This window comes from Phaeobacter sp. LSS9 (genome assembly GCF_003443595.1).
GTDB lineage: Bacteria > Pseudomonadota > Alphaproteobacteria > Rhodobacterales > Rhodobacteraceae > Phaeobacter > Phaeobacter piscinae.
The window spans coordinates 2500442-2514535 of sequence record NZ_CP031956.1 but is presented as its reverse complement, the minus strand read 5'-3'; the positions used below and the strand labels follow the sequence as shown (position 1 = coordinate 2514535).

Below are 14094 nucleotides of genomic sequence, written 5' to 3'. Positions count from 1 at the left end.
TGTGGTGTCAGAGCGCAGGGCGATGTCATGGCTTTGGTGTGCGCTGCGCGGACTGCCGCGCCAATTGCACCGCCAGAATGCCAAAGGTGACGATCCCGACGCCGATGATATCCAACAGCCCCAATTGCTCTCCCAGCAGGGCACTGGCCACCGCGACGCCGAAGACCGGGTTGAGAAAATGGAACGTCGCGGCGCGCACTGCGCCAATCCGGTTCAACAGCAGCACCCAGATGAAAGTGGCGGTCAGACCGGGAACAAGCGTGGTGTAGACAAAGGCCAGCGCCAGCGGCCAGCTGGGGGTCAGGCGGAAGGTCTCGACCATCGGGGCCGCCACAAACAGAACAGCCGAACCGACCAGCATTTGCAGCCCCACCACCATCATGTAGTTGCCGCCGGAGGTCGCGCCGCGCAGGGCCAGCGTCGCCAGTGTCAGGGCCAGCACACCGATCCCGCAGAGCAGAACACCAAACAGATCAACCCCGGCGCTGATGCGGGTGCCCATGATCAAGGCGACGCCCAGCACCCCCGCCAGCAGTCCCACAACTCCCAGCGCAGGCAGCCGTTCGCCGTAAACCAGCCACAGCGCAATGGCGACCAGCATCGGCATCGTTGAGGCGATGATCGCCGCCAGAGAGGCCTCGATGGTTTCCATCGCGACGAAGTTCAGGCCGAGATAAAGCGCGTTCTGGCAGATGCCAAAGATGATTGTAGCCTTCAGCTGGCCGCGCGTCAGACGCCAGCTCTGTCCCATGTAGCGGGCAACCGCGACGCCGATCAGACCGGAAACCAGAAACCGGAATGCCAGCGAATACAGCGGTGAGGCATCGGCCACGATGATCCGCGCAGAGGTGAAGGCAGACGACCACATGAAGGCAAAGGCCAGCCCCATCGCCAAAGCGCGCAGATCCATGATCATGTCCCCCTGCCGGTCAGCCACCGGTCCCTACCGTCACCTGGTCAGGCGCAGTTGGAATATGTTTAGCAAGGCAAGCATTCGCAGGGAACAGAATTCGCGCCCCCGGGTCCGGCCGCCCGCATCAGCCGCGCAGCAGATAAGGTGGCACAAAAAAGGGCCGCCTGAAAAGGCGACCCGCAACACGGTCAACCGTGCCGTAACCCTTAGCCGTTCACGCTGTCTTTCAGCGCTTTGGCGATGGTCATCTTGACCACCTTGTCGGCCTCTTTGGTGAACTTCTCACCGGTGGCCGGGTTGCGCACTTCGCGCTCGGGGCGCTCGCGGCAGTAGATCTTGCCAACGCCGGGCAGAGTCACAGCGCCACCGCCGGATACTTCGCGAGTGATCAGCGCGCAAACAGCGTCAAGCGCTGCGCCTGCGGCCTTCTTATCGCTGTCCATCTCTTCAGCCAGTGCGGCAACAAGCTGGGTCTTGGTCATCGGTTTGGACATTCTTAGGTCTCCTTGTCACTGCCCGAGTTATGGGGCCTCATCGCGTAACTCTAGCGTTATGTAGTGTACGAACACAACGAGTAGTGTTGTCAAAAACCCCATAAAATAGGGGTTTTCGCAGAATTAGAGGCAAAATAGCCCTCAAAGAAAGGCAGTTTCGTCAAAGGAACGCAGTTTTCGGCTGTGCAAACGTTCCAGCGGCATGCCGCGCAGCTGCTCCATCGCCTTTATCCCGATTTGCAAATGCCGCGCAACCTGCGTGTGATAGAACTCAGACGCCATACCGGGCAGCTTCAGCTCGCCATGCAGCGGTTTGTCGGAGACACACAGCAGCGTGCCATAGGGCACCCGGAAACGATAACCGTTGGCGGCGATGGTGGCGCTCTCCATATCCAGCGCGATGGCGCGCGATTGTGACAGCCGCTGCACCGGGCCGGACTGATCGCGCAGTTCCCAGTTGCGGTTGTCGATGGTCGCGACGGTGCCTGTCCGCATGATCCGTTTCAGGTCGTAGCCTTCCAGCTCTGTCACCTCTGCCACCGCATCCTCAAGCGCGACCTGAATCTCCGCCAGCGCCGGAATTGGCGTCCAGATCGGCAGGTCGTCATCCAGCACGTGATCTTCGCGCAGATAGCCATGGCCCAGCACGAAATCGCCCAGCGTCTGGGTGTTGCGCAAACCGGCACAGTGACCAACCATCAGCCAGGCATGCGGCCGCAGAACCGCGATATGATCTGTGGCGGTCTTGGCGTTGGACGGGCCGACACCGATATTGACCAGCGTGATGCCACTGCCGTCTTCCCGTTTCAGGTGATAGGTCGGCATTTGAGGCAGTTTTGCAATCGCAGGGATCTCCGCCTCGGCCTCGGTGATCTCGTGGTCACCGGTGCTGACAAAGCTGCTGTAGCCCGATGCGGGATCCGCCAGTTGTGCACGGGCGTAGGCTTCGAATTCGGCCACATAAAACTGGTAGTTGGTGAACAGAACATGGTTCTGGAAATGGCTGGCATCGGTCGCGGTGTAATGGGCGAGGCGGGCCAGCGAATAATCCACGCGCTGTGCCGTGAACAACGCCAACGGCCCGGTGTCATCGGTTGATTTATAGGTGCCGTTCACAATGTCATCATTAGTCGTCGCCAGATCCGGCACATCAAAGACATCGCGCAACGTGAACCCGGCCGCACCTTCCTGCGGAACGGTCAGGCTGGGATCTGCCGCCACCGCAAAATGCACCGGGATCGGCGTGTCAGAAACCGCGATGGTCACAGGCTGGCCGTGATTGCGGATCAACAGGCCGATCTGCTGGGTCAGATAATGGCGGAACAGGTCGGGGCGGGTCACCGTGGTGGCATAAGTGCCGGGGGCTGAGACATGGCCGTAACTCAACCGGCTGTCCACCTGCGCAAAGGACGATGTGGTAAAGCGGATCTCGGGGTAGAACGCACGAATACGATGCGTGGTGCCGGTGCTGCCGACTGCTGGGCCATCGCTCAATATTCGCGAGAATTCAGCGCAAAGAAACTGTGTCGCCTCGCGGTGCAGAAGCTCCAGCCGGGCGACAGCTGCCGCCGCATCCGTGAACTCTTCCGCCGCCGGGAGTTGAGGGGTTTTAACTGTTGTCATGAGTATGCTCGATCACTGGAAAACGGGGTCCGCTGTGCGGCTCAGAAGGTCGGTTGAAACGGGTGGGCGGTCAGGCGGGTTGGGCACTCACGATCACCGGGATCTGTTCAAAACTGCGCACATCCACCAGCCCCAGATCGGAAATCCGCAACTCGGGGATCACCACCAGCGCCAGCAGCGAATGCTGCATATAGGCGTTGTTGAGGCTGCAGCCGCAGGTCTCCATCGCTTCCACCATTTTTTGCGCCTTCGCGGCAACTTCGGTGGCGGGGCTGTCGGACATCAGCCCGGCGATGGGCAGTTCCACCAGTGCCAGTTCGGCGCCATCGCGGAAAATGGTGATACCGCCGCCGACCTCGGCCAGACGATTGGCGGCCAGCGCCATCTGGTCGCGGTCGGTGCCAACCACAATCATATGATGGCTGTCATGCGCCACGGTGGAGGCCATCGCCATCCGTCCATTGTACCCAAAGCCTGAGACAAAGGCGTTGGTCACACCGCCCGTCGCACGGTGCCGTTCCACCAATGCGATCTGGCAGACCTCCTGGTTGCCTTCGACCAGCCCGTCGACCACCGGTAGCTCTGCCTGTAGTGCCTTGGTTGGGGCCTGGTTCTCCACGACACCGATCACATTCGCAGTCACGGAATTGGCGCCGTCCGGCGCGCTGATTTCGAAATCCGCCGCACTCAATTCATGCCCCAGATGCACCGTGCCCCGTGCGCTGTCCGGCCAGTCCAGATGCGGGCAATCCACGGTGATCTGACCATCCTTGGCAACAATCTGACCACGGGCCATCACCACCTCAATCGGCAGGGTTTTGAGGTCGGATGTCAGGATCACATCGGCGCGCCGCCCCGGTGTGAGGGAACCGATATCCCGCTCCAGCCCGAAATGTGTCGCGGTGTTGATCGTCGCCATCTGGATCGCAATCAACGGATCACAGCCACAGTCGATGGCGTGGCGCACCACCCGGTTCATATGGCCATCATTGACCAATGTGCCGGAATGGCAGTCGTCGGTACACAGGATGAAGTTGCGCGGATCCAGCCCCTTTTCGGTGATGGCGGTGATCTGCGCCTCAACGTCGTACCAGGCCGATCCCAGTCGCACCATCGCGCGCATCCCCTGCCGCATCCGGGCGATGGCATCCGCCTCGCAGGTGCCCTCGTGGTCGTCGGCCGGACCGCCCGCCACATAGGCCGCGAAATCCGGCCCCAGATCAGGGGAGGCGTAATGCCCGCCCACGGTTTTGCCCGCGCGTTGTGTCGCCGCGATCTCGGCCAGCATCTTCGGATCCCCCGCCGCCACGCCGGGGAAATTCATCATTTCACCCAGACCGATAATCCCCGGCCAGCTCATCGCCTCGGCAACATCCTCGGGTGAAATTTCATAGCCGGTGGTCTCCAACCCCGGCGCGGAGGGCGCGCAGGAGGGCATCTGGGTGAAGATATTGACCGGCTGTAACAGCGCCTCGTCATGCATCAGGCGCACACCTTCCAACCCCAACACATTGGCGATCTCATGCGGGTCGGTGAACATTGATGTCGTGCCGTGCGGGATCACTGCACGGGCGAATTCTGCGGGGGTCAGCATCCCGGATTCAATATGCATGTGCGCATCGCAGAGGCCGGGGATCATATAGCGCCCATCGGCTTCAATCACCTCGGTGTCGGGACCGGTGCAATAGCTCGCGTCGGGACCGACATAGGCGATGCGCCCTGCAACAATGGCGATGTCATGATCGGGCAGTTGTTCGCGGGTGTGAACATTGACCCAGACCCCCTTGCGGATCACCGTATCCGCAGGGCGGCGACCTGCCGCGACTTCGATCAATTGGGGGGCAACGTCGGGCCAGCTTGGGAATGCGATATCTGTCATGGCCCAATTGTTCTGATAACCCGGGCAAGCGCAAGGCCTCTTAACTGCGAGCGCAAACAATAGCTGCTTTTTGCAAAACAAGAAGACTGCTGCCGGGAGCCGCCAGTGCTATCTTCGGGCGGCGCGCAGGGCGCGCGGCGTGGTCGCAAAGGCGTTGCGAAAGGCGCGGGTCAACGCGCTGGGATCCTCATATCCGCAACGTAACGCAATCTCTGCGACACTGAAATCTGTCTCTAAGACAAGGCGTTTCGCTTTTTTTAGCCGCAAATGCCGATAAAGCGCCTGCGGTGTCGCGCCCAACTCGCCCCGCGTGCGGCGCGCCAGATCCCGCAGGCTGCGCCCTGCCTGACGTGCCACCTCTTCCAGCGGTAGCGGCGTTTCCAGATTGGCCTCCATCGCCCGGATGGCCCGGGCCACGGAGGTGCCGCGCACAGGGGCTGATCGGCCGCTCCCGGTTTGGCTTTCGCTCAAAAACAGGGCTGCCACATCCAGTCGCAACGCTTGCCCGTGCTGCTGTGCAATCATGTCGAGGACCCCGTCAAAGGCCGCCATGGCGCCGGAGCAGGTCAGCCGGTCACGATCCCAGAGAAACCGATGTGTCTCCGCCTGAACCGCCGGAAACATGTCGGCAAAAGCCTCCAGTTCCGAGCTGTGAATGGTGGCGCGATAGCCATTCAGCAGCCCGGCCGCCGCCAGCAGCCAGGCGCCCGTGTCAAACCCTGCCAGAACGTCATAGCGTTGCTCTGCCGCCCGCAACCCCCGCGCGGTGGTCTCAGTTGCGTGGCGCAGATAGCCATAGCTGGGCATCGCAATCAGCATATCGCCCTCGGCCTTGCGCAGCGGCATCTGCGCGGTGACCTCCATGCTGGCAGAAGACATCGCGGTGCCGCCATCCACCGTAACAAACCGCCAGGAATACACCTGCCGCCCGGCAAAGCTGTTCGCCGCACGCAGGGGCTCAACTGTATTGGCGAGGCAGTGGCCGGAGAACTGGTCAAACAGCAGCAGGTCGATCTGCTGCGGTGCGGCGTGAGGTTTCTTCCAACTTGGCATGAAAATGTCCGTTTCTGCACGATAGCAGCCTCTCCCAGCCCTAGGCTCAGGTCAAGAGCAACGCAGAAATCCACCAAAAGGGGGAGCGGAAATGCAGTTTGGCCTGTCCGAAGAACAGTCGATGATCGTGGACACCACGCGCGCCTTTGTCACCAAGGAGCTTTATCCGCATGAACTGGAGGTGGAGCGCAGTGGCCATTTGCCAATGGAGTTGGTGCGCGAGATCCAGGCCAAGGCGATTGAGGCCGGATTATATGCCGCCAATATGCCTGAGGAGGTCGGCGGTGCGGGCCTCGATACGCTGACATGGCTGCTCTATGAAAAGGAGCTAGGCCGCGCCAATTATGCCCTGCATTGGACCTGCGTTGCGCGCCCGTCGAACATCCTTCTGGCGGGCACCGAGGAGCAGAAAGAGAAATATCTCTACCCCTGCATCCGAGGCGAAAAATGGGACTGTCTGGCGATGACAGAACCAGGGGCTGGTTCCGATCTGCGCGGCATGACCGCCACCGCCCATCGCGATGGCGATGACTTCATTCTGAACGGCACCAAGCATTTCATCAGCCACGCGGATATCGCCGATTTCGCCATTGTGTTCATGGCCACCGGCGAGGAGGACACCCCGCGCGGACCAAAGAAGAAAATCACCGCTTTCTTCGTCGATAAGGGGACGCCAGGTTTCACCATTCGCGATGGCTACCGTAATGTGAGCCACCGGGGCTACACCAATGCGGTGCTGGAATTCGACGACTGCCGCCTGCCCAAATCTTCCGTTCTGGGTGAGGTCGACAAAGGCTTTGATGTGGCCAACACCTGGTTGGGTGCCACCCGGCTGCAGGTGGCTGCGACCTGTCTCGGACGGGCGGAACGCGCGCTGGATCATGCGATCTCCTACGCCGCTGAACGCCGCCAGTTTGGCCAGCAGATTGGGAAATTTCAGGGGGTTTCCTTTAAGTTGGCCGATATGGCAACGGAACTGAAAGCGGCGAACCTCCTGACCTGGGAGGCCGCTTGGAAATTTGATCAGGGCAGCGTGACCGAAGCCGATATGTCGATGGCCAAACTCAAGGCGACCGAGATGCTCGCCATGGTGGCGGATGAGGCGATCCAGATTCACGGCGGTATGGGCCTGATGGATGAGTTGCCACTGGAACGCATCTGGCGCGACGCGCGAGTGGAGCGAATCTGGGAAGGGACCAGCGAAATCCAGCGCCATATCATCAGCCGCGAGTTGCTGCGCGCGCAGGGTGGTTGAGAGCATGGTGGCGAACGGTCTCAGGCTCTACCCGGACGCGTCGGGCAGGCGGGTCAGATTTCGCCTTCGGCGAGGATATTTGGAGCCAGAAGATGCAGAAAGGGTCAAGCCCCCGGAAGGGCGTTGCCGCAACCGGGGGCCATCTCCTGGCGCGGTCATCGGCGTCCCCGCCTGTACCGCCGGTCGAGGCTCGTCGATTCTGGTTAATGAAACCCTACCCATCTTCTGGCTCCAAATATCCTCGCCGAAGGCATCAGGTCTCTGTTCAGGCGGGAGCCGTGGCAATGATACGTGACTTCAGCACTTTGTTTCGGCCCTCTTCCATCGCGGTGATCGGTGGCGGTGCCTGGTGTCGTCAGGTGATCGAACAATTGCAGAATATCGGGTTTTCCGGTCAGATCTGGCCGGTGCATCCGAAGGCTGCGGAGGTCTGCGGCTTGACGGTGTTTGCATCGGTGGATGATTTGCCCGCCGCGCCCGATGCCAGCTTTATCGGCGTCAACAGACATGCCACCGTCGAAGCGGTCGCGGCGCTCTCTCGCCGGGGGGCTGGGGGGGCGGTCTGTTTTGCCTCCGGTTTTCGCGAGGCCCAGAGGGAGGCCGGTGATGGGGCCGACCTGCAGAACCATCTTTTGCAAGCGGCGGGAGAGATGCCGATCCTTGGCCCCAATTGCTATGGGTTCATCAACTATCTGGACGGCGCCCTGCTCTGGCCGGATCAGCATGGTGGCACACAGGTCGCGCAGGGTGTCGCCATTCTCACCCAGAGTTCCAATATCGCCATCAATCTGACTATGCAGGCGCGTGGGCTGCCGATAGCCTATATGATCACCGTCGGAAATCAGGCGCAAAGCGATATGGCGGAGATCGCGCGTGGCCTGCTGGATGATCCTCGTGTCACCGCCATTGGCCTGCATATTGAAGGTATCCGTGATCTGCGCGCGTTTGAGGCGCTGGCGCAGGAGGCCGCGGCCTGTGGCAAGCCGATTGTGGCGCTGAAGGTGGGGCGCTCGGATCAGGCACAGGCCGCGACCCTGTCGCATACCGCATCGCTGGCGGGGCAGGAGGCAGGAGCAGCAGCCTTCCTGCGGCGCTGTGGCATCGCGCGGGTCGATGATTTGCCAGTGTTCTTGGAAACGCTGAAAATTCTGCATGTGCTTGGTCCTCGACGGGGATCACAGGTTGCCACGATCAGTTGTTCCGGTGGGGAGGCCAGTCTCGCCGCGGATCTGGGACAGGCGCAGGGCGTCACCTTTCCGCCGCTGTCTGACGGGCAGCATCAGGCGCTGCGGGCCGCACTTGGGCCTATGGTGGCACTGGCCAATCCGCTGGACTACCACACCTACATCTGGCGGGATGTGCCTGCGATGACACAGGCGTTCAGTGCTATGGTGCATCCTGATCTGGATCTGTTGATGCTGATTGTGGATTTCCCACGTGAGGATCGGTGTAGTGCTGCAGATTGGGCGTGTGCAATTGAGGCCGCCGTGGCCACGCGGATGCACACTGGCGCTCCTTTGGCTATGGTTGCGACACTGCCCGAACTCATGCCTGAGGAAATCGCGCACCGCCTGCTCGCAGCGGGGGTGGTGCCGCTTTGTGGTCTGCGGGAGGCAATGAGCGCCACGGTAGCCGCCAGCCAGATCGCAAGCCCGTCGGATGTGCCTGCGCTCCTGCCCCCGCCGGACCCTGATGGGGTGATCTCTGACATGGCGCTTGTGCCGGAAGGCATCGCCAAACAGCGCCTTGCCGCAACCGGTCTGCGAATTCCACGGAGCTGTCGTTTGTCCCGGGTAACGCTGGACGAGACGCTGGCTGAGGTAACATCAGAAGTTGGCTTCCCCCTCGTATTGAAGGCCGAAGGCCTTGCCCACAAAAGCGAAGCTGGCGCGGTGCGCCTTGCCCTTGGATCACAAAAGGCTGTCGTCGACGCCGCGCGGGAGATGCCGGGAGATCAACTGCTGCTGGAGGAGATGATCACCGGGACGGTTGCGGAACTGCTGATCGGGGTGACGCGCGATCCGGCACATGGGTTTGTGCTGACGCTGGGTGCCGGTGGTGTGTGGACCGAGCTGCTGGAGGACAGCGTGTCGCTGCTGCTGCCGGTCAGCGACACCATGCTGGAGGCGGCGCTGGATCAACTGCGGATCACCCGGTTGCTTGACGGGTATCGCGGTGCCCCGGCAGCAGATCGTCCGGCTGTTCTGCGGGCGGTGCGGGCGGTGGAACGCTATGTGCTTGCCCATTCGGACACAGTTGAAGAAATTGAAATCAACCCGCTGATTTGTACGCCCAGTGACGCCATAGCGGTGGACGCGCTGCTGCGAGAAAAGGAATTGACCCATGACTGATACCCCCATCCGGACGCGCCGCGACGGTGCCATTCTGGAAATCACACTGGATCGGCCAAAGGCCAACGCTATTGATCTGAAAACCAGCGTTGCCATGGGCGAGGTGTTTCGGGAGTTTCGCGATGATCCTGAACTGCGTGTGGCGATTCTGACCGGCGGCGGTGAGAAATTTTTCTGCCCCGGTTGGGATCTGAAAGCGGCGGCCGACGGAGATGCGGTTGACGGCGATTACGGTGTTGGCGGCTTCGGTGGGCTGCAGGAGCTGCGCGATATGAACAAGCCGGTGATCGCCGCCGTGAACGGTATCGCCTGCGGTGGCGGGCTGGAACTGGCGCTGTCGGCGGATATGATCCTTGCCGCAGATCACGCCACCTTTGCGCTGCCGGAAATTCGCTCCGGCACGGTGGCGGATGCCGCTTCGATCAAATTGCCCAAACGCATTCCCTATCACATCGCCATGGAGCTGTTGCTGACGGGGCGCTGGTTTGATGCAGAAGAGGCCCATCGCTGGGGCTTGGTGAATGAAATTGTGGCGGCGGACCAGCTGTTGGACCGCGCCTGGGAATTGGCCCGCCTGCTCGCGTCAGGCCCGCCGCTGGTTTACGCCGCAATCAAGGAGATCGTCCGCGACGCTGAGGATAGCAAATTTCAGGACGCCATGAACCGGATCACCAAACGCCAGCTGCGCAGTGTTGATGTGCTCTATGACAGTGAGGACCAGATGGAAGGCGCGCGGGCCTTCGCCGAGAAACGAGATCCGGCCTGGAAGGGCCGCTAAGAAGGGGCGTGATCCGGTTTTCGAGGTCCTATGCGGCGATGAATGGCGGGGAGTTTTGAATGGCTGGCACGCCCGCCCGCTTCGGGTGACCTGATGGTCCCCCTGTGCCGTTGGGCGTGGCGCTGCGCCCTATGGCGCAGCGGGTCCCGCAACATATCAGACCGAAACTTGGATCACGGGTATCGTACGCGCTGGCGCTAGACCTTGGAAAACAAAGCAATCAGTGCCGTGTCCGCGCTATGGGCGCCGGTCGCCTTGGCACCGTAGATGGCGACCTCAGGCAGAGTCAGGTTGCGGATCCAACCCCCGTCCTGCAACCGCTCCAATGCTGAGGCAAAGCCGGACCGGGCCGAGAACCGCGCATTCACAGCCAGCGCAAACACCGCGCCGGGTCGCGAAAGGCGCAGCAAGCCCGGCAGAACCTGAGGGCCAACATGGCCATGGGTGAAGGTGCCAGAGGACACCACCCCGGCATAAGCGGCACGCGGCACCGGCACGCCCACCGTCAGATCCGCCTCGATCACATCGCGGTAGACATCCTTGCGCAGCGCCTGGGCCAGCATTTCAGGACTGATATCCGTCGCATCAATCGGCGCGATCCCGCGCCGGTTCAGCGCCACGCCACATAGTCCCGTGCCCGCCCCGACGTCCAGAACCGGGCCATATCCCTCCGCTGCGGCAAACAGCCCGGCCACCTGATCCGGCAGGATATAACCCGTCTCTTGTGCAAAGCTCTGGTCGTAACTTTCGGCCCAGTCGGCATAGAGCTGCCGAGAATGGTCCGGCGTCTCCAGCCCATAGGCTGTGGTCAGGGTGATCGGTTTTTCCGCCATGGGTACAGGAAATGCGGTTTTGACCTCTGAATCAACCCTTGCACCCAAGAAGAGCCGCGCGCATCTATGAGCCATGACAAAAACGCTGCTCTGTCTTGGATTTGGCTATACCGCCCGCGCATTGGCTCCCCGGCTGCTTCAGGCCGGCTGGCGCGTGATTGGCACCACCCGGTCGGTCGAGGATGCGGTGCCGGTGCCCGGTGTCGACCTGATCACCTGGCCCGGTGCGTCTCTGTCGCTTGACGGGGTGACGCATATCCTGTCGTCGGTAGGCCCGACCGATGCGGGGGATCCGGTGCTGGCGGAATTGGCGGATGCGCTGGCAGCCGCCGCCCATGGCGACACTTTGGAGTGGGTCGGCTACCTCTCCACCACCGCGGTCTATGGTGATCATGATGGCGCCTGGGTGGATGAGGACACAGCCGTCACCCCCTCCAGTCAGCGTGGTCGCTGGCGCGCCGCCGCTGAGACGGGTTGGCAGGCCATTCCCGATCTGCCGCTGCATATCTTTCGCCTCGCCGGGATCTACGGTCCCGGTCGCGGTCCCTTTGCCAAGCTGATGGCCGGGAAGGCGCGGCGCATCGTGAAACCGGGGCAGGTGTTCTCGCGCATCCATGTGGAGGACATCGCGCAGGTTCTCGCCGCCTCAATCGCGCAGCCCAATCCCGGCGCAGTTTACAACCTTTGTGACAATGACCCGGCCCCGCCGCAGGATGTGCTGGGCTTTGCCGCCGAGCTTCTGGGCCTGCCAGTCCCTGCCGAGGTCCCTTTCGATGAGGCCGGCATGACCCCCATGGCGCGCAGTTTCTACGGCGAAAACAAACGCGTCGCCAATCAGCGCATCAAGGAAGATCTGGGGGTGGAGCTGCTCTATCCAACCTACCGCGAAGGTCTCCGCGCCGTCCGCGCCGCCGAAGATCTGGAAACCTTCATCCCCCCGCCGGAGACGACGGGGGTTTAAGCCCGCTTCTCTCCAATCGACGCCACGCCCAGAACATCCAGAACCTTGGCTTCGATCTGCGGCGCGTTCATGGCGGCGACATTGTACATATCCGCCGGGCTGGCCTGATCGATGAAGGTATCGGGCAGCACCATGGAGCGGAACTTCAGCCCGCTGTCAAAAACGCCCTCTTCGGCCAGCAGCTGCGCGACGTGGGAACCAAAGCCGCCCACTGCGCCTTCCTCAATGGTGATCAGCGCCTCATGGTCTGCGGCGAGCTTCAGGATCATGTCGCGGTCCAGCGGCTTGGCAAAGCGGGCATCGGCAATCGTCGGGGTGATGCCCTTTGCGCTCAGCGCCTCGGCGGCTTTCCTGACTTCACCCAGACGGGTGCCAAAGGACAGGATCGCCACGCGTTTCCCCTCTTGGATCATGCGACCTTTGCCGATCTCCAGCACCTCGGGCGCTTCCGGCATATCGACGCCTTCGCCCTCACCACGCGGATAGCGGAAGGCGATGGGGCCGTCGTCATAGGCCGCGGCCGTGGCCGTCATATGCGCCAGCTCGGCCTCATCGGCGGCGGCCATCACCACCATGCCGGGCAGGTTGGCCATATAGGCAATGTCGAAACTGCCCGCATGGGTCGCCCCATCCGCCCCGACAAGACCGGCGCGGTCGATGGCAAAGCGTACCGGCAGGCGCTGGATCGCCACGTCATGGACCACTTGGTCATACCCGCGCTGCAGGAAGGTGGAATACATCGCACAGAAGGGTTTCATCCCGCCCGCCGCAAGCGCCGCGGCGAAGGTCACGCCATGCTGTTCTGCGATACCGACGTCGAATGTGCGCGAGGGGTAGCGTTCAGCCATCAGGCTCAGACCGGTGCCATCGGGCATCGCGGCGGTGACGGCGCAAATTTTGTCATCCTCGGCTGCCAGCCGCACCAATTCCTTGCCAAAGACAGCAGTGTAAGAGGGCGCGTTGGAGGGCGCTTTCTTCTGCTCACCTGTCACCATGTCGAATTTGGCGGTGGCATGACCCTTGTCGCGAGCGGCCTCAGCGGGGGCATACCCCTTGCCCTTCTTCGTCAGCACATGGATCAGAATCGGACCGGTGGCGCGGGCCTTCACGGTGCGCAGCACTGGCAGCAGCTGGTCCATATCATGGCCATCAATCGGCCCGAGGTAGGAAAAGCCCAGGCTTTCAAACAAGGTGCCACCTACCGCCATGCCCTTCAGCATATCCTTGGCGCGTTTGGCCCCCTCGCGGAAGGGTTCCGGCAGCAAGGATGCAGCGCCCTTGGCCACCGCTTTCAGCTCCTGAAACGGTTCCTCGGCATAAAGCCGCGACAGATAGGAGGACAGCGCCCCAACCGGCGGGGCAATCGACATCTCATTGTCGTTCAGAATGACAATCAGCCGCTTGCCCAGATGGCCTGCATTGTTCATCGCCTCAAACGCCATGCCGGCCGACATCGACCCATCACCGATCACTGCAATCGCATCGCCCAGCCCCTCGGGCACCACACCGCCCAGGTCGCGCGCCACGGCAAAGCCAAGCGCCGCGCTGATCGAAGTGGAGCTATGCGCCGCCCCAAAGGGGTCAAAAGGCGATTCCGAGCGTTTGGTAAACCCGCTCAGCCCGTCCTTCATCCGCAATGTGCGAATGCGGTCGCGCCGTCCCGTCAGGATCTTGTGCGGATAACACTGGTGCGAGACATCCCAGATGATTTTATCGCGTGGCGTGTCAAACACCGCATGCAGCGCGGTGGTCAGCTCCACGACCCCCAACCCGGCGCCCAGATGGCCACCGGTGACCGAAACGGCGGAAATCGTTTCCTGGCGCAACTCCTGGGCAACCTGCGTCAGCTGCGCATCGCTCAAGGATTTCAGATCTGCCGGGCGGGTGATCTGATCCAGAAGGGGGGTCTGGGGCCGGTCTGACATGGCAGCTCCTTGGGCGTGTTGCTTTGGCG

General features: G+C 62.0%; 11 protein-coding genes. 4 read left to right on the top strand and 7 right to left on the bottom strand.

Annotated features, from left to right (window positions below; genetic code table 11):
* Positions 1 to 25: 25 nt before the first annotated feature.
* The 5 genes from D1820_RS12105 to D1820_RS12085 form a co-directional block, all read right to left on the bottom strand.
* Positions 26 to 910, bottom strand: coding sequence for a DMT family transporter (locus tag D1820_RS12105; protein WP_040179172.1), 885 nt, complete (start codon positions 908 to 910; stop codon positions 26 to 28).
* Positions 911 to 1119: 209 nt separating this feature from the next.
* Positions 1120 to 1407: an HU family DNA-binding protein gene (locus tag D1820_RS12100; protein ID WP_014876311.1), complete on the bottom strand. Its 288-nt coding sequence runs from the start codon at positions 1405 to 1407 to the stop codon at positions 1120 to 1122.
* Between the two features lie 141 nt (positions 1408 to 1548).
* Entirely contained in the window at positions 1549 to 3030 is a 1482-nt protein-coding gene (locus D1820_RS12095; protein ID WP_118069253.1) for an AMP nucleosidase, read from the bottom strand.
* A gap of 70 nt (positions 3031 to 3100) precedes the next feature.
* Positions 3101 to 4909 (bottom strand): adenine deaminase, encoded by a 1809-nt coding sequence (gene ade, locus D1820_RS12090; RefSeq protein ID WP_118069252.1) that lies wholly within the window; start codon positions 4907 to 4909, stop codon positions 3101 to 3103.
* Between the two features lie 108 nt (positions 4910 to 5017).
* Entirely contained in the window at positions 5018 to 5962 is a 945-nt protein-coding gene (locus D1820_RS12085; RefSeq protein WP_118069251.1) for a GlxA family transcriptional regulator, read from the bottom strand.
* A 91-nt stretch (positions 5963 to 6053) separates the two neighbouring features.
* Between D1820_RS12085 and D1820_RS12080 the strand changes: the two genes are divergently transcribed.
* From D1820_RS12080 to D1820_RS12070, 3 genes are all read left to right on the top strand, one after another.
* Positions 6054 to 7217, top strand: a complete 1164-nt coding sequence (locus D1820_RS12080) for an acyl-CoA dehydrogenase family protein (RefSeq protein WP_118069250.1) — start codon at positions 6054 to 6056, stop codon at positions 7215 to 7217.
* A 284-nt stretch (positions 7218 to 7501) separates the two neighbouring features.
* Entirely contained in the window at positions 7502 to 9568 is a 2067-nt protein-coding gene (locus D1820_RS12075) for an acetate--CoA ligase family protein (RefSeq protein ID WP_118069249.1), read from the top strand.
* Entirely contained in the window at positions 9561 to 10346 is a 786-nt protein-coding gene (locus tag D1820_RS12070; protein WP_118069248.1) for a carnitinyl-CoA dehydratase, read from the top strand. Before D1820_RS12075 ends, D1820_RS12070 begins: the two co-directional genes overlap by 8 nt.
* A gap of 197 nt (positions 10347 to 10543) precedes the next feature.
* Here D1820_RS12070 and D1820_RS12065 read toward each other — a convergent pair whose 3' ends face one another.
* A complete protein-coding gene (locus D1820_RS12065) occupies positions 10544 to 11179 on the bottom strand; it encodes a class I SAM-dependent methyltransferase (RefSeq protein WP_118069247.1) in 636 nt (211 codons plus the stop codon).
* 73 nt (positions 11180 to 11252) lie between these two features.
* On the opposite strand from D1820_RS12065, the gene D1820_RS12060 reads away from it, so the two are divergent.
* Entirely contained in the window at positions 11253 to 12140 is an 888-nt protein-coding gene (locus D1820_RS12060) for an SDR family oxidoreductase (protein ID WP_118069246.1), read from the top strand.
* Here the strand turns inward: D1820_RS12060 and dxs are convergent.
* The gene (gene dxs, locus D1820_RS12055) at positions 12137 to 14065 is read right to left on the bottom strand and encodes a 1-deoxy-D-xylulose-5-phosphate synthase (RefSeq protein WP_118069245.1); all 1929 of its coding nucleotides are present in this window, start codon (positions 14063 to 14065) and stop codon (positions 12137 to 12139) included. The genes D1820_RS12060 and dxs overlap by 4 nt on opposite strands.
* Between the last annotated feature and the right edge of the window lie 29 nt (positions 14066 to 14094).